The sequence below is a fragment of the Olleya sp. Ti.3.14 genome, from assembly GCF_038154885.1.
Classification (GTDB): domain Bacteria; phylum Bacteroidota; class Bacteroidia; order Flavobacteriales; family Flavobacteriaceae; genus Olleya.
The window spans coordinates 30,684-48,367 of sequence record NZ_JBAKAO010000011.1 but is presented as its reverse complement, the minus strand read 5'-3'; the positions used below and the strand labels follow the sequence as shown (position 1 = coordinate 48,367).

15 protein-coding genes are annotated in these 17,684 nt (G+C 33.5%); 6 read left to right on the top strand and 9 right to left on the bottom strand.

Annotated elements, in window-relative coordinates; all coding sequences use genetic code 11:
* Positions 1–136 precede the first annotated feature (136 nt).
* The 7 genes from V6251_RS13505 to V6251_RS13475 all read right to left on the bottom strand — a co-directional run bounded on the left by V6251_RS13505 (position 137) and on the right by V6251_RS13475 (position 9,044).
* Positions 137–2,302, bottom strand: a complete 2,166-nt coding sequence (locus V6251_RS13505; RefSeq protein WP_341588682.1) for a prolyl oligopeptidase family serine peptidase — start codon at positions 2,300–2,302, stop codon at positions 137–139.
* Positions 2,303–2,385: 83 nt separating this feature from the next.
* Positions 2,386–4,473, bottom strand: a complete 2,088-nt coding sequence (locus V6251_RS13500) for an FG-GAP-like repeat-containing protein (protein ID WP_341588680.1) — start codon at positions 4,471–4,473, stop codon at positions 2,386–2,388.
* A gap of 14 nt (positions 4,474–4,487) precedes the next feature.
* Positions 4,488–5,579: a hypothetical protein gene (locus tag V6251_RS13495; protein ID WP_341588679.1), complete on the bottom strand. Its 1,092-nt coding sequence runs from the start codon at positions 5,577–5,579 to the stop codon at positions 4,488–4,490.
* Positions 5,580–5,661: 82 nt separating this feature from the next.
* Positions 5,662–6,651 (bottom strand): aspartate-semialdehyde dehydrogenase, encoded by a 990-nt coding sequence (locus V6251_RS13490; RefSeq protein ID WP_341588677.1) that lies wholly within the window; start codon positions 6,649–6,651, stop codon positions 5,662–5,664.
* A 149-nt stretch (positions 6,652–6,800) separates the two neighbouring features.
* Entirely contained in the window at positions 6,801–7,202 is a 402-nt protein-coding gene (mscL, locus tag V6251_RS13485; RefSeq protein ID WP_145005258.1) for a large conductance mechanosensitive channel protein MscL, read from the bottom strand.
* A 95-nt stretch (positions 7,203–7,297) separates the two neighbouring features.
* Complete coding sequence (gene alr, locus V6251_RS13480) at positions 7,298–8,404, bottom strand: alanine racemase (protein WP_341588674.1); 1,107 nt, start codon at positions 8,402–8,404, stop codon at positions 7,298–7,300.
* Positions 8,397–9,044, bottom strand: coding sequence for a thymidine kinase (locus V6251_RS13475; protein WP_028282618.1), 648 nt, complete (start codon positions 9,042–9,044; stop codon positions 8,397–8,399). The genes alr and V6251_RS13475 overlap by 8 nt, the downstream gene beginning before the upstream one ends.
* Before the next feature lie 120 nt (positions 9,045–9,164).
* Between V6251_RS13475 and V6251_RS13470 the strand changes: the two genes are divergently transcribed.
* Both V6251_RS13470 and V6251_RS13465 read left to right on the top strand, forming a co-directional pair.
* A complete protein-coding gene (locus V6251_RS13470) occupies positions 9,165–9,896 on the top strand; it encodes a hypothetical protein (RefSeq protein ID WP_341588673.1) in 732 nt (243 codons plus the stop codon).
* A 26-nt stretch (positions 9,897–9,922) separates the two neighbouring features.
* On the top strand, positions 9,923–10,306 hold the full coding sequence (locus V6251_RS13465; protein WP_341588671.1) for a DoxX family protein: 384 nt from the start codon (positions 9,923–9,925) through the stop codon (positions 10,304–10,306).
* Here the strand turns inward: V6251_RS13465 and V6251_RS13460 are convergent.
* Complete coding sequence (locus tag V6251_RS13460; protein ID WP_341588669.1) at positions 10,295–13,684, bottom strand: DUF7933 domain-containing protein; 3,390 nt, start codon at positions 13,682–13,684, stop codon at positions 10,295–10,297. The two genes, V6251_RS13465 and V6251_RS13460, sit on opposite strands and share 12 nt — an antisense overlap.
* 91 nt (positions 13,685–13,775) lie before the next feature.
* Here V6251_RS13460 and rsmI point away from each other — a divergent pair, with 91 nt between their 5' ends.
* Positions 13,776–14,450: a 16S rRNA (cytidine(1402)-2'-O)-methyltransferase gene (rsmI, locus tag V6251_RS13455; protein ID WP_341588667.1), complete on the top strand. Its 675-nt coding sequence runs from the start codon at positions 13,776–13,778 to the stop codon at positions 14,448–14,450.
* A gap of 14 nt (positions 14,451–14,464) precedes the next feature.
* Complete coding sequence (locus tag V6251_RS13450) at positions 14,465–14,815, top strand: HopJ type III effector protein (RefSeq protein ID WP_341588665.1); 351 nt, start codon at positions 14,465–14,467, stop codon at positions 14,813–14,815.
* A gap of 59 nt (positions 14,816–14,874) precedes the next feature.
* On the opposite strand, the gene V6251_RS13445 is transcribed toward V6251_RS13450, so the two are convergent.
* Positions 14,875–15,465: a carboxymuconolactone decarboxylase family protein gene (locus tag V6251_RS13445; protein ID WP_341588663.1), complete on the bottom strand. Its 591-nt coding sequence runs from the start codon at positions 15,463–15,465 to the stop codon at positions 14,875–14,877.
* A gap of 61 nt (positions 15,466–15,526) precedes the next feature.
* Here V6251_RS13445 and V6251_RS13440 point away from each other — a divergent pair, with 61 nt between their 5' ends.
* Positions 15,527–15,946 carry an OsmC family protein gene (locus V6251_RS13440; RefSeq protein WP_341588662.1) on the top strand — a complete coding sequence of 140 codons (420 nt, stop codon included), beginning with the start codon at positions 15,527–15,529 and terminating at the stop codon, positions 15,944–15,946.
* Between the two features lie 46 nt (positions 15,947–15,992).
* The gene (gene recJ / locus V6251_RS13435; RefSeq protein ID WP_341588660.1) at positions 15,993–17,684 is read left to right on the top strand and encodes a single-stranded-DNA-specific exonuclease RecJ; all 1,692 of its coding nucleotides are present in this window, start codon (positions 15,993–15,995) and stop codon (positions 17,682–17,684) included.

Sequence of the window (17,684 nt, the reverse complement as noted above, 5' to 3'; positions counted from 1 at the left end):
CAAAATTATATCAATTGACTAATATCACCAAAATAAAGATTGTTTTTTATGTGTTATTTAAGACTAGAAATATGATATACAAAAAACCTGTAGGATATTGTACCTACAGGTTTTTAATACTTTGTATGTGTTTGTTTTAATCTTTAAAGTTTTCGATTTCTATTGGTAATACTTCAAAACCCATATTGTATAGTGTAAATCCATAAATATCAGCATATTGCTCTATGGTTTTACTAACGGGAGTTCCTGCTCCATGTCCTGCATCAGTTTCTATTCTGATTAAAACAGGATTGTTTCCGGTTTGTTTAGCTTGTAATTCTGCAGCAAATTTAAAACTGTGTGCAGGTACAACTCTGTCGTCATGGTCACCTGTTGTAACCATCGTAGCTGGATATTGTGTGCCTTCTTTTACATTATGTACAGGAGAGTAGCCTAGTAAATAATCAAACATTTCTTTATTATCTTCTGCAGTACCATAGTCATAAGCCCAACCTGCTCCAGCTGTAAACGTGTGGTAACGTAACATGTCTAAAACACCAACCGCAGGTAAAGCTACCTTCATTAAATCTGGACGTTGGGTCATTGTTGCTCCAACTAGAAGACCTCCATTAGAGCCACCTCTAATAGCTAAAAAGTCTGATGAGGTGTATTTTTGATTAATAAGGTACTCTGCAGCAGCAATAAAATCATCAAACACATTTTGTTTTTTAAGTTGTGTTCCTGCATCGTGCCATGCTTTTCCGTATTCACCTCCACCACGAAGATTAGGTACAGCGTATATACCACCTTGTTCCATCCATACAGCATTAGCAATGCTAAAACTAGGTGTTAAACTTACATTAAAACCACCATAACCATATAGGATTGTTGGGTTTTTACCATCAAGCGTTAATCCTTTTTTATGTGTAATAATCATTGGTACTTTTGTATCGTCTTTTGAGTTATAAAAGACTTGTTTGCTTTCGTAATTTTCAGGATTAAAATCAATATTAGGTTTACGGAATAGCTCTGAAGTACCGTTTTCAATATCATATTTATAGATACTACCAGGAGTTACATAGTTTGTAAATGAATAGTATAATTCTTTTTCTTCCTTTTTAGCACCAAATCCACTAGCACTTCCTACACCAGGAAGTTTTACTTCTCTTACTAATTTACCATCATAGTCGTACTGCATTACTTTAGATACTGCATCTACCATATATTCAGTAAAAAAGTATCCACCAGCTGTTGAAGGACTTAATACATTTTTAGTTTCAGGTATAAAATCCACCCAGTTTTCTGGTGTCGGATTTGAAGCATCAACAGTAACTATTTTTTTGTTTGGAGCGTTTAGATTTGTAACTAAAAATAATTTTGATCCTTGGTTTTCTATTAAATAAGTGTCACTATCTGTATTACCAATGATTTCTACTAATTTAGAGTTTGGTTGTGTTAAATCTTTAATATATAATTTGTTTCCAGAGGTTGAAACACGAGGTGATATTAATAGGTAACGATCGTCCTCTGTTACGCTTCCGTAGATATATCTGTGTTTTTGCGAAGGTGTACCTCCAAAAATTAATTGATCCTCTTTTTGAGAGGTTCCTAATTTATGGTAGTATACTTTATGTTGATCTGTTTTTGCAGATAACTCGCTACCTTTTGGTTTGTCATAGCTTGAGTAATAAAAGCCTTCATTTTTGTACCAAGACATACCACTAAATTTTATGTCTACTAAGGTGTCTTCAACTATTTTTTTAGACTCAGTATCCATTATTAATATTTTTCGCCAATCGCTTCCTCCTTCAGAAATAGCGTAGGCTAGTATCTTTCCATCTTTAGAAAAACTTGTTCCTCCAAGAGATATGGTACCATCTTCTTTAAACGTATTGGGATCTAAAAATACAGTAGCTGTATTTGGATCTTCACCAGTTTTATAGCGATATATTACGTATTGGTTTTGTAAGCCATCATTTTTATAAAAATAGGTATAGTCACCTTCTACAAAAGGAGCTCCAATTTTCTCGTAATTCCATAATTTTTCTAGACGTTGCTTTAGTTTTTCTCTGTAAGGAATATTATCTAAATAGCCATATGTAACTTTGTTTTCTGCTTTTACCCATGCTTCTGTTTCTGGACTTCTATCGTCTTCTAACCATCGGTAAGGGTCTTTGACATTTGTGCCAAAATAGTTATTAACAGTATCAATCTTGGTTGTTGTTGGATACTCAACAACAATACTTTTTTCTTTTTTTTCTGCTTCTTTTTTACAGGACATAATAGTTATTACGGTTAAAATACCAATAGCTAGTTTTTTCATGTTGAAGGGATGGTTTAATTGTGTGAATAAAATTAATTAAAAAAGCACATGTAAACTACTAACATGTGCTTTTTAAGATTTTTTTAATTCTTTATAAATTTTTGAGCTTTTATATTTCCGTTACTTATAATTTTTAAAATATAGTTTCCTGATTGAATATTTGAAACATCTAAGACGTTAGCATTTAATATTCCTTTTAATACTTGTCTTCCATTCATGTCAAAAACAGAATACTCCGTGTTTTTTAAAAGATGATTTTCATAATTTAAATTTAAACTGTGAGTCGTTGGGTTAGGGTAAAGAATAAGATCTGACAATAAAAACTCGTCAAGACTTAATTGATTTTGACCCTCTATTATATTTAATGTTTGATTGATTGTTGGGTTTAAAATTACATCTACTATACCTGAAGGCCACTCCACTGTTAAGCTTGTAATATTGGTTGCTGTGCCTAATCCAAAATGTGTGTTTAGCGTGTTCATGTATCTAAATCCGTCACCACTTCTAACATCTCTAATTTGGCTGCCAAGAGCAGTCTCTATTGTTATTCTAGCTCCAATTCCATTTATATTACTAACGTTGCCAACGGTATTTAATGTAATCCAATTATTTGTGGTGGTGTCATTCATATAAATTGAACCAGCACTACTAAAGGCATCAATAAATCCATCTGTGTTTAGGTCTCCAAAAGATCCTGCTGAAGGTAATATGCTTGTGTAAAGATTAAAAGTCATGTCACCATTACCAATTAATATATTGCCATTTGAAGCTAAGTCCAAAATACCATCATTATCAAAATCGTAAGTTACGTTCTCAATACCAGTATCTGTCATATCTAATACTCCTGATCCAGTAGTGACATCTGTAAACGTTACTATTCCTGTTGTTGCGTCTAAATCATTTCTCATTAATTTATGAGAACCAGAACTAGCGCCAACAAATACATCCATATCACCATCGTTATCAAAATCGCCCCATGATGAAGACCACGTTTGCATTGGATCTGATAATCCAATTTGAGAGGCTACCTCTGTATAATTGACTACTAATGTATTTGAAGCATCGTAATAAGAATCGTTTCTATACATTTGATTTAGTCTTCTAGCTTCTTCACCACCACATTTGGCGATAAACAAATCAGAATCTCCATCGTTATCATAATCAACGAAAATTGATCCATAATGTCCACCAGATGCGTAATCTCCTAAATTAAAAGGAGCAGTTCCTACGGTTGATTGATAGTATTGTAAATTACCATTGCCATCGTTAATGTAATACACAGTAGGCTCTACATCATGACAAACAAATGCATCTAAATGACCATCCATATTTAAATCTGCAAAGTTTGATCGTTGAGAGAATACATATTCTGAACCAGAAATTTCAGTAAATCCTGTTCCAGTATCGTTTGCTTTCATAAAGGTTACACCTTGACCTGCACCATATAAAAAGTCCGTATAACCATTAGCATCAAAATCTGCAGCTGCAAGACTCCAGTTTGGTGTAAAATCTGCTGAAGACGTTGCAATATTTACACTATTAAAACCACCTGTAGCTAATTGATAATTAATATTAATATTAGTAGCTGTAACAGCAACAACATCATCTAGAAAATCACCATTCATATCAACAACAGCACGATTTGTGCCAGTTGTAGGTAAAGTTTGTTGAGTAAATGTAACAGGAGCTGGAGGAGGAGGAAGGACTACAGCACCTTCAGTCAATTGCCAATCAAATCCAGAGTCATTCCATTTATCGTCAAAAGCAATATAATATGTTGTGCCAGCAATTACGTTAAATTCTGCAATAGACAAAAAATTTGTTCCAGAATCGTCATCTCCTGCAACACATGTTAAGTTACCACAGGTTCCTGAATATATATGTAATCGAGTGTCTTTTCCTGAATTTTGAGTTAAATCCGTACTAATGGTAACTGTGTAATCGTTGGTTGGTATATACCTGTACCATTCTCCATTTGTTGCTCCAGTTCCATTTGCTGCGCAAATAGGAGTAGGTATTTCTGTTCCATCAATAATTCCGTTAATGGTAAAAACACCTGGACCGACTATGGCAGTGTCTGTGTTTGCATCCAAACAGCTATTACTGTTGGTTTGTGCTTTAATTAAAAAAGTAATTAAGCAAATTAAAATAGTAAGTAGTGGTTTTTTCATGGTTGGCTATTGGTTTATTCGCAGTTTTGTGTTAGTGAAGTGATCCATTGTTCTAAAAGAATAACACCTTCTTGGTGTATGAGTGTTCTGCCTAATAATGGCATTCTATATTCTTCTTGTGTATTATTTAATCTAAAATGAATTAATGAGCGTGCTATGTTATTTGGTTCTACAATTTTAGAGTAAGGTGCTATTGGTGTATCTGGATCAACACAAACACCTAAACTAACCTCACCTTGATAATCTCCAAATGCAAATCTAACAGGTCTGTAGTCACAATGTCTATCTTGACTGTGGCAGTGCGCACAATTAATGTCTAAGTAACCTCTAATTCTGTCGTTAAGTGTTGAGGTAGGATCTTGCCAATTAGAAACCGTATTAATAGTGTTGGGTATGTTGTCCTCTAAATAACCAATTTCTATCCATTTTTGTAATTGATTTTTAACACCATCAGCGTAAGCTAAATCTTTATTAAGGTTTTGGGGTTTTGGACCAATTGGGATCGAATTAATTTCAGACTTGTGGCATGTAAAGCACTCTGCTGCAGAAGGAATTCTGTAAGTGGTGTTTTTTGTTACTCCGTTTTCAATAAAAGTAACATCCGTATAACTTCCGGATAAATCAAAGTATGCTTCTGTTTGATTGTCATTCCAGATATAATTTGCAAATTTCCAACCTTCGTTGGATTTATACATTAATCGTGTTTCAATAATCCTTGATAAATTACTAGGTAATGTATTTTGGTAATAAAAGTTTTTTATAAAAACAGTGCCATCAGGAAAATTTAATATGGAATAATCATTAACATAAGTTGCCTTTTGGTTTTCTGGCATCCATATAAATCTTTTTTTGTGTGCGTAATCTGTAAATAACGAATTAATAGGCTGATATGGCAGGACGCCCAAAACAGGAGATAAGTCTTTAAGATTGCCTTCAAAAAAATGGTATTCTGATAAAGTGTTAAAAGGAGTTGCTTCTGGATTAAAAATAACAGGAGACGTTGCTGCACTTTGTTGTATTGGGACATACGTTTCTTCTGAGCTACAAGAAAATTGTAGCAAACCAGAAAAAATAATAACTAATAAGACTGCGTAGTTTTTGACCATATAAAAAGATATATGGTCACTAATATATAAATTAATTGTCCCAAAAATGGGATTAACTTAATGAATTTTAGCTTGTTATAATTTAAACTAGCTTGTTTTTTACTAAATATTCTGCAATCTGAACTGTGTTTGTAGCTGCTCCCTTACGTAGGTTATCACTAACAATCCACATATTAATAGAGTTTGCTTGAGATAAATCACGTCTAATACGTCCAACAAAAACCTCGTCTTTACCATTAGCGTATAATGGCATTGGATAGGTGTTTGTATCTAGATTATCTTGTACGACTACACCTTCGGTTTGGCCTAAAAGCGTTTTAACTTCAGCTAAATCAAAATCATTTTCAAATGCAATATTAACAGACTCACTATGTCCACCAGCTGTTGGTATTCTAACTGCAGTAGCTGTTACAGCAATAGTATTATCGTTTAATATTTTTTGAGTTTCGTTAACCAATTTTAATTCTTCTTTGGTGTAACCATTGTCTTCAAATACGTCACAATGCGGAATTGCATTTTTAAAGATAGGATAGTGATACGCCATTTCTCCAGTAACGCCATTTAATTCATTTTCTAATTGTTGCACAGCTTTTACTCCTGTACCAGAAATGGATTGGTAAGTTGAAACGACTATTCTTTTAATTTTATATTTTTTATGAAGAGGAGCCAAGCACATAACCATTTGTATGGTCGAGCAATTAGGATTGGCTATTATTTTGTCTTTTTTAGTAAGTTGATTTGCATTAATCTCCGGAACCACTAGTTTTTTGTCCTGATCCATTCTCCAAGCCGAAGAATTATCAATCACAGTTGTACCTACATCTGCAAATTTTGGTGCCCATTCTAATGATGTGCTTCCACCAGCCGAAAATAAAGCAATATCTGGTTTGGCATTTACAGCGTCCTGTAAACTTACAATTTTATAATCTTTACCGTTAAATGAAAGTGATTTACCTACTGATCTTTCTGAAGCTACAGGTATAAATTCTGATATAGGAAATTGTCTTTCTTCTAATACTTTACGCATAACTTCTCCAACCATTCCGGTTGCTCCAACTACAGCTACTCTCATTTTAAATACAAATTAAATTAAAGGCTAAAATTAGGGTATTTAACTAAAAAAATAATACAATTAGTATTAATTTTTTCGTAAAAATTTGAGCATAAAAAAACCGATTTTAAAACTAAAATCGGTTTTTTATGATAATACTAAAAATTAGATTACTTTTTTAAAGCATCTCTAATTTCCATTAATAATTCGTTATCAGATGGTCCTGCTGGTGCAGCTGGCTCAACTGGTTTTTTAGTTTTATTGTATGCTTTAACAATTAAGAACATGATAAATCCAACAATTATTAAGTTAATTATTGTGTTAATCCAGCTACCATACATGATTGCATTTTCTGGTTTTGTAACAACACCAGCTGCATCTACTACTGCTTCATCAAGTACAAGTTTTTTAGCAGCAAAATCAATTCCTCCTGCAAAATGTCCAACAAATGGCATAGCCACGTTGTTTACAAATCCATTAATTACTTGGCCTAATGCTCCAGCCATAATTACAGCAACCGCAAATTCAATTACGTTCCCTGTCATGATAAAATTCTTAAATTCTTTAAGCATAATTTTAATTTTTAATGTTAGTTAATATTAATGATATTCGAATTTAGTTAAAATTTTAACATAATTGGTATTTATCAAATATATGTAAATGACATTTATCGACGAAATACACGTTTTACACGTTGAGAGATGGCAGTAATTAATTCATAGGAAATGGATTGCACATTTTCGGCTAAAGTTTCAGCAGTGTGTTGGTCATTAAAAACAATAACTTCGTCACCTTCATTACAGTCAATTGATGTAATATCTACCATAATCATGTCCATACAAACATTACCTAATATATATGCCTTTTGATTATTTATGGTTACAAATCCATTACTATTACCATATTGTCTTTTTATACCATCTGCGTGACCAATTGGTAACGTTGCAGTTTTTGTGTCTGTTTGCGCTATAAAAGCTCTGTTATAACCTAGGCTTTCTCCTTTTTTTATATGATGAATTTGCGAGATGTTAGTTTTTAAAGCTGCTATTGGTTTTAGGTGTTTGTTTACATTTGGATCGTTTCCAAAACCGTTTAATCCAATACCACTTCTAACCATATCAAAGTGTGCTTCGGGATAATTTATTATACCAGATGTATTACAAAGGTGCAAAAATGGCCTGTAGTCTAATTTAGCATAGACTTGTTTGTATATTGTTTTAAAATGCTCTATTTGAGATACAGTAAATGCTTTATCATCCAAGACTTCACTTTCTGCTAGATGAGAGAATAAACTGGTGATGTGTACCGCTTTGGTTTTAGATACTGTTTCAGTTATTTTAGAAATATCCTCCAAGCCAAAACCTAATCTATTTAATCCAGTGTTAAATTTTAAATGTACAGGATAGTTGTGTTGCTTATGAGTTTCTGCGGAAGCGATAAAAAGGTCTAAAACTCTTTGTGAATATAGACTTGGCTCTAGGCAACGTGTAATAATGTCGTCAAAGCTTACGGGTTGAGGATGTAATACTAATATTGGTGTTGTGATTCCTGCATCGCGTAAAGCAACACCTTCATAGGTATAGGCTACAGCAAAATAATCAACTTCTAATTCTTGAAGATATTTTGCGACTTCAATAGCGTCACTACCATAAGCAAAAGCTTTTACAACTGCTAAAAATTTAGTGCTTCCGGATAGTTTTGATTTTAAAAACTTAAAATTATGTTTAAGTGCCTTTAAGTCTATTTCTAAAACTGTTTCTTGAGCCTTATTCATTAGAGATTTTAGGTTTAATTTTAATCTCCTCAGCAGCTTCAACCTTCATGTCTTTTACTTTTTCTCTAAGGGTTGCTTTATAATACGCAGCTCTGCTTAGTGGCTCATACTCTTCAGTTTCGCCTAATAATACAAGGTTGTCATTAGCAGATTTTCTAAAACTATATTGTGCTAGATTTCCGGTTCTGGTACAAACAGCGTGTACTTTTGTAACATATTCTGCAGTCGCCATTAAGTATGGCATTGGACCAAAAGGGTTACCTTTAAAATCCATATCTAAACCAGCAACAATAACACGTATCCCTTTATTTGCTAAGTCGTTACAGACACGAACAATTTCGTCATCAAAAAACTGAGCTTCGTCAATACCAACCACATCACAGCCATCTGCAAGAATTGGAATATTAGCTGCAGCAGGTACAGGAGTGGATCTAATCTCGTTAGCATCGTGTGAAACTACCATTTCATCATCATAACGTACATCAATTGCTGGTTTAAAGATTTCTACTTTTTGTTTAGCAAATTGAGCGCGTTTAAGTCTTCGGATTAACTCTTCAGTCTTTCCAGAAAACATTGATCCACAGATGACTTCAATCCATCCAAATTGTTCTTTTTGATTTACTGTATTTTCAAGAAACATTTTGTAAATTTAGCACTAAAACGTAAAGCATTTACGTTTTGTATAAAGGTGGGTCAAATTTATTAAAAATCAAAAGGCTAACTTGCAATTAATTCAAAAATTATAAAAAAAAATAAAACCATGAAGAAGAAATTAGAATCAGAATTAATGAGTATTGCACACAGGATTCTAAAACTAGTTGGTAAAGAAGACGTTAATAGGATGCATGCAGAAGTTGCTGTTTTGTATGAAAAGTTAACCGTTTTAAAATTTGCTAACGAGAACTTTGAAGATAGCATTCCAACGATTGGTAATGACTCTTCCTTTTTTGATATGTTGGACTCTGCCTTCAATAATAAAGTAAGTGATAATATAGAAGTCGACGATAAAACTTATATTAATTTAGACGATGCTGATCAGGATGATATTATGGAGCCTGTCATGGAAAAAATTAAAGATATGGTTGCCCAAATGCCACAAGAAACACATCAAGTTGATGATCTAATAGACTCGGTTTTACCAAAACATAACTATGCTAAAAATGATTTTGAAGAAATAACTGCAGGCTTTGATGAGATTCCTGTTTTTGATCCTGTGTCAAAATCTGATATAAATGAAAAAAAGAGTTTAAACGATAAACTTAAATCTGGTTTAAACATTGGATTAAACGATAAATTGGCATTTATTAAGCATTTGTTTGATGGTGAACCTGACGATTATAATAGAGTGTTATCGCAACTTAATACGACTACAACATTAGACGAAGCTTTTAATTTAATTAATAATGTGGTTAAACCAGACTACAATAATTGGGTTGGTAAAGAAGATTACGAAGTCCGTTTTATGGAAATTATCGAAGCTAGATTTAAGTAGTTAGCAAACATTAATACTTAATTTAAATGAAACAAACGTCTATAAAGACTGTGTTGTATTGGATTGCTACAATTTTAGTTTGTGTGATATTTTTATACTCAGCACAGATGTATTTTTTTAATACAAATATGGTAGAAGGCTTTTTTAAAGCACTAAATTATCCAACCTATTTAGTAATTCCTTTAGCAATAGCCAAAATACTTGGTGTTGTTATGATTTTATGGCGAAAAAATAAATGGTTAACAGAATGGGCTTACGCTGGATTTTTCTTTGATGCTTTATTAGCAACAGTAGCACATTACAATGCAGGACATGGTCTTTTTGGTATGTCTTTTTATGCTGTTATTATAGTTTTAATCTCTTATTTTTTAGGGTTATCGGTTCGTCAAAAAAACAAACTAATAGTTTAAATATATATATCCTACCAAAGGATTTTTTATTGTTGAAATACTTAACACATAATAATAAGTGCCAACAGGTAACACTTTATTCTGATTAAAAGGACCTTGATTTGGCATTCCGTTCCAATCATTAATATAAGTAATACTTTGGTATATTAATGTACCATATCTATTGTAAATTTTTAAATCATTATTTGGATAGTCTTCAATGCATGGTATTACAAAGGTGTCATTTACCATATCACTTCCAGGAGAAAACCCTTTAGGGATTTGTAAACAATCATCAACAGTAATCATTGCCCAATCCTGATTATTTGTGTCATTTCTATCAATCTCTAAAACTTCAGTTAATGTAGCTGTGTTTAAAAGATTATTGGAAGATATAACTTGAGCTGTTATAGTTAAACTCTCTGATTGATTTGGTAGTAAGTGGCTTATACTCCATAAAAACGAATTTACATCATAATTTCCAAAGCTGGTGTTAGCAGTTATAAGCTGATAGCCAATTGGGAGTTTTTCAAAAATCAAAATATTTGTAGCTTCGGTTGTTCCAACATTACTAGCGCTAATGGTAAAAGTAACCTCTTGACCAATAGAAGTTTGTGTTGGAGTTACAGATTTTAATACTTCAATATCAACATTAGTTGTATCCTCTAAAACAGTTAATGTTGCATTTGCTTGAGAGCTATCAATATTATTTTGATTGCTAAAATTGCTACTGCTATTATTGTATATACCTTCCATTGTAGAGGTGACCAAAACCGAAAAACTACAACTTGCCACACCTGCTGGAATAATTAAGTCAGATACGCCAACAAATGTTCCGCCTAATGAGCTAGTAAATGTTGCAGTACATCCATTACTATCTGTCCAAGATATTGGACCTGCTATAGTTAATCCAAGAGGCAAATTGTCTGTAAAGGTTATATTTGATTGCGCTGCGTTACCAGAAACATTAAATACTGTAAACTCTAATTGACTTTGTTGACCTACAATTATTTGGTCTGGAGTAAAGGTTTTTAAAACCGTTGGAGCAATAACTTGCATGTTGCTAATAGATAGGTTGGTATCTGGAGTTAGCTCATTATTTTCGTTAATATTGGCTATGGCTTGTGCAGTATTTGTAAATGCACCACCATAACTTGGTGTTGTTACCGGAATTGCTATTTGTATTGTAGAGCCTCCTTCCATATTTGTAATATTACCAGAAATAGTATTACCAGAAATATTAAATGCGGACATGCAGGATGCTATGCCTGAAGTCACAATACAAGATGGTGTTCCGTTTATTGTAAATTCTGGACCTAATATATCTTCAAAAGCAATATTTGTTGCGTTTGAACTTGTGTTACTATTTGTGATGTCTATTATCCAATTAAATGTACTATTTACACCAACAGAGGTAAATTCGGGATAGGTCTGTACAACGATGTCAATACAAGGTGCTAGATAAGTTAAAACATGATCTGTATTGTCATCCAAATTAAACTCGTTATTATAACTAACACTAGTTATGCTTGCGTTGTTTCTAACTGTAATAGGGTTAGTGCTGCACTCTGGTAGCCAATCTATAATGACTTCATAGGTTATTGAGCTTTGCGCAGGAAGTACCACATTTTCTTCAGGAGTAATTTCCCAAAAAACATCGTTTTCTCCTGCTTCAGGAATACCATCCTGAAACTCTCCGATGTTAGCATTAATAATATCATAACAAGTGGCAGTACCTGTGGTGTCAATACAACTTACAGAAATTAATGTTCCTGATGAGGCGTCAGTAATAAAATCACTTAAATAAATTATTGAATCTACATTACCATAATTAGTCGCCACAACTTGATAAGTGACTTCTCCCCATTCTATTGTGTTTGTTGGTGTTAAACCACTTGGTAAAACTGGGTTTGTCTGTTCTTTTGTAATATTAAGCATAACAGTTTCGGCAGGATCACATTCCTCTAAAGGAGGTAATAACAAGAAATCACTATCAGCATTATTTCCAATATTTGGATCAATAATAGTGCTTTCTAATAAATTTACACCACTTCTAACGTGTACCAAGGTATTATCGTCTGCTTGTATGGAGCAGTCGTCTGGTTCAATAAATACTACAACAGTAGTTACTGTAATTGTAGTGTTAGTGGGTAGGATAAATTCGCTGCTTTCCCAAAATTGATCCTGATCAGTTAAAGTAAAATCTGTACAGGCAATAGGACCTGTGGTAGCATCACAATTTATGGATATAATGTCCCAATCGGTATTTAAGGTTAAATTTTGAAGAAAAAAGCGCATATAAGCATCTTCAGGACCCATATTACAAATGGTGGTTACAAAAGTTACTTCTTCGTTCCAATCAATTTCTGCTAAAGGATCAGGATTAGTTTGTATAGTAGTTATACATAAATCCGTCATGTCGCAAAGGTTTCCTTGTGGTAATGGATTAGTAATTATGTTGGAACTATCTGAAGATTGATTGATATCAGAAGGGATAAACGTTAGGTCGATTAAACTTGATAATTCTAAATTGGCAAGCTGTATCGCACACGTTGGATCTAAAAAAAGGACTTCCATTTCAAAAGTTATAGATCCTCCAGATGTAAACTCGATAGGTGTTGTAAAGGTAAATAAAGGTTGAGACGATGTAATCCCAACTGTTACACCTCCATATGTTGAGGTGTCAGGACACAGCACACCAGCAGTAGTGCTAATGCAATTTAAACTATTAAGTCGTATTCTAGGAACGCCATTTAAAGGTCCAAAAGGATTATCAAATCTACTTATAAAGTTTTGTAATGGAAAAGGTACGTCACTATTATTTGTAATAGTAACTTGATAAGTTATAGTTTGGTTCCAATCACTTATTGAAGTGCCTGAAGTAGGTAAAATTTGATTGTAATCAACTGTAAAGTTAATTGGAGGTTCGACTATGTCAATAGATATAACAGACGTGTTGTTGGATAAGTTATTATCCGTTGTGCCTTCAGGCGAAAAAACTGTGGCGTTGGTAGCGACACCTCCAGGCGTTAAAGAAGCTTTAACAACAACCTTTAATTGTACACTGCTATTTGAGGGTAGGCTTGCTATTGTACCAGATATTGTGTTTCCGCTTAAAGTAATTGGTGTAATCACGCTGGCTCCACCAGTTTGATTTTGACTATTAGTACTTAAAACCGTTAAGGAGGGATTTAATGTTTGTGTAAAAGTTGCATTAGTAACATTGCCTCCCGAATTAAAAATGGTAACAATATATTGAAAATCTTGATAAATATTGACTTGCGAAATTGAACTGCCAGATAAGTTTTGCGCAGCAACTACTATTGATAAATCTGTGGTTTGCGCTTTGCTTATTAAAAATGATAAACAAAAAACAAGTAAGCAAAACGATTTTTTCATGGTTGGTTTATTAATAGATGTCTAATTTACTAAAAGGTTGCTTCAACTCTCTCAAAAAGATTGTAAATTTGAATAAGAATTCAGTTAAAACATGAGTAAATTATACATAGTTCCAACACCAATTGGTAATCTTAAAGACATGACATTTAGGGCTGTAGAGGTTTTAAAAGCAGTCGATTTAATTTTAGCAGAGGACACACGCACCTCAGGCAAGTTATTAAAACACTATCAGATTGGCACGCAAATGCAAAGTCACCACATGCATAACGAGCATAAAACGGTGGATAATCTGGTCCAAAAACTAAAAGCAGGAACCACTGTTGCATTAATTAGTGATGCAGGGACACCAGCCATTTCTGATCCAGGATTTTTACTTACACGTGCCTGTATAGAACAAGGTATTGAAGTAGACTGTCTTCCAGGAGCAACTGCGTTTGTACCAGCATTAGTAAATAGTGGCTTCCCTAACGATAAGTTTGTTTTTGAAGGCTTTTTACCAGTAAAAAAAGGGCGTCAAACAAGATTAAAGCTATTAGCCGAAGAGACCAGAACCATCATTTTTTACGAAAGTCCACACAAATTAAATAAAACCTTAGGTCATTTTTGCGAGTATTTTGGAGAGGACAGACCAGTATCAGTGTCTAGAGAACTAACTAAATTATACGAAGAAACAATTCGTGGAACCGCAAAACAGGTTCTAGAACATTACACCAATAAACCACCAAAAGGCGAAATTGTAATTGTGGTAGGCGGAAAAAGCAAATAAAATATAGGATAAAGATGACAATAACAGCATTTAAATTAAAATTAAAAAACACACCAAATACTATCGCTTTCGCGGAAACTATGCAAGTTGTGGACACATATTTTGATTTTACACCAACAGCTTTTACAAATGGTTTGGTGCAAAATGCCGAAGGAGAAAATTCTGGATCATGTAAAGTGTTTGCTTTTGCAAAAGCAGAAGCTTTATCTAAAACCGAAACCTTGGCATGCTTTGGACAGTATTATTTTGATGAGGTTTTAAATGACCCAAATGGAACAGGTCATCAAAACATTAGAAACTTTATGATAACAGGTTTTGAAGATTTGCATTTTAATCAAAACCCATTAACTAAAAAGAATATCTAATAAAAAACCTCACTAGAAATAGTGAGGTTTTTTTATTATTATCTAAGTGTAAGCTTTAATTACACGTGTTTCCCGACTTCAAAACCATGTTTTCCTAAATATTGGTTTCCGCTATCAATAGCATCTTCTTCTAAAGTAGTTCCCATACTGTCGTTCCATCTGTTTAGGTATCCAAATAAAGAGATTACACCAAGCATTTCTACAATTTCACCTTCGTCCCAATATTCGTGTAAACGTGTTTTAATGTCGCCATCAACTGCATTTGGTACTTGACTAGCAGCTAAACTAAAATCTAAAGCAGCACGTTCTGCGTCGCTAAAAGCAGGATGTGTGCGGTATTCCCAAATGTTATCTAATTGTTCTTGTTCTGCGCCATAACGTTCTGCTGCTCTAATAGCATGTGCTTGACAATATCTGCAACCTGTAGCATTACTACTAACCCATGCAATCATTCGTTTTAAGGCAGAGGTAACACGACCTTCATTAGCCATAACCGCTTTGTTTAAATTAATAAAGGCTTTACTAATAGCAGGTCTACGTTGCATAGTTAATACCGAATTTGGACAAAATCCAAGAGTCTCGTTAAAGAAAGTCGCCAATTCTTTAGTTTCTAAATCGTAATCTGCTGTTAAAGGTGTTACTAATGGCATCGTTTTTTCGTTTTTAAGTAGTATTTTTGATTGATATCAATAAACGAAAAAATATTCAATTATGTCGCATAAAATTACAACCAATTGGAAGGGAAACATGTTATTCGATTCTGATAACCCAAGTGGTCATCATGTTTTAATGGATACAGATGTAGAAGGTAAAGAACGTGAAGGCCTATCTCCAAAAGCACTAATGTTATCGTCCTTAGCAGGTTGTTCTGGATTAGATGTCGTATCTATTTTAGATAAAATGAAAATTGATACTTATGATTTAAAAATGGAAGTTGAAGGTTTGTTAACCGACGAGCATCCTAAATATTATCATACCGTAATTTTAGATTATCATTTTACTGGTACAGATTTAAATGAAGAAAAAATAAACAGAGCAGTACAATTATCTATCGAAAAATACTGTGGTGTTATGGAGATGTTTAGACGTTTTGCAGAGGTTAAAACCAATGTGCATATTCATAATAAGTAATTATAATTACTTAGAAAAAGTCTAATTTATATTCTAAATCCATTACATGCGCTGGACCTTAAAACCAAAACCAAATCCTGAAACCGTTAAGTCTTTAGCGGATAGTTTGCAAATTGATGTACCCATTGCATCGCTTTTAGTACAGCGTGGCATTGAAAATTTTGAGGATGCTAAATCTTTTTTTAGACCTAGCTTAGACCATTTGCATGATCCGTATTTAATGAAGGATATGGATAAAGCTGTGGTTAGAATACAGCACGCTATTGCTAATGATGAAAATATATTGGTATATGGCGATTATGATGTAGATGGCACAACTTCCGTTGCATTGATGTCATCGTATTTAAAAACAAAAACACCTTTAGTTGCGACTTATATTCCAGACAGATATGACGAAGGTTATGGTGTGTCTTATCAAGGTATTGACTTTGCGGAAGACAATGATTTTGGTCTTATAATAGCACTAGATTGTGGTGTAAAAGCTGTAGATAAAGTTGCATACGCGAAACAAAAAAATATAGATTTTATAATTTGTGATCACCACAGACCAGGTCCTACTGTACCAGATGCGGTAGCTGTTTTAGACCCAAAACAAGCAGATTGTAATTATCCTTATAAAGAGTTGTGTGGTTGTGGTGTTGGGTTTAAATTAATTCAGGCTTTAGCCGAAAAAGATGGTCAAACTATCAACGATTTACTTCCGTATTTAGATTTAGTAGCGACTGCAATTGGCGCAGATATTGTTCCCATTACTGGGGAAAATAGGGTTTTAGCTTACCATGGTTTAAAAGTGGTAAATCAAAAGTCGAGAGCAGGATTTAAAGCGATTATCAATCAGCTTAAAAAAGACACGTTAACTATTACAGATGTTGTGTTTACTATCGCGCCACGTATTAATGCTGCAGGACGCATGAAGCATGGGCAATATGCGGTTGACTTATTAACGGAAGTCGATTTTGCTACTGCAGTGACGTATGCTGAAGAAATTGAAGCTTTTAACTCTGACCGACGAGAAACGGATAAAACAATTACAGTTGAAGCGTTAGCACAAATCATAGAAAACAAAGAAGAACAAAGACTAACCTCTGTCGTGTATCAAGAAGATTGGCACAAAGGAGTTATTGGTATTGTAGCTTCAAGATTAATTGAGACGTATTACAGACCAACATTGGTGTTTACTAAAAGTGGAGACAAATTAGCAGCATCTGCTAGATCAGTTTCTGGATTTGATGTCTATAATGCCTTAGAGGCTTGTAGTGAGCATATCGAACAGTTTGGAGGTCATATGTATGCTGCAGGTTTAACGCTTAGAGAAGAAAACTACGAAGCTTTTAAACAAGCATTTGAAGATGAGGTTTCTAAAACCATAGATAAAAATTTACTAACACCAGAAATTAAAATTGATACGACTTTAGGGTTAAGTGCTATTGATGATAAATTTTGGCGTATTATTAAACAGTTTGCACCTTTTGGACCCGGAAATATGACGCCTATTTTTATGACTGAAGATTTGAAAGATACGGGTTATGGAAAATGTGTTGGAGAGGATGATAAGCATATTAGATGTACAGTGACCCAATCTGGCAGAGAAAAATTTGTGTGTATTGGTTTTAATTTAGGCGATAAATTAAATCTTATAAAAGATAAAAAACGTTTTAAAGCGGTCTATTCTGTGGATGAAAATCATTGGCAAGGTAATGTGTCTTTGCAATTAAAATTAAGAGATTTAAAAGAGTAA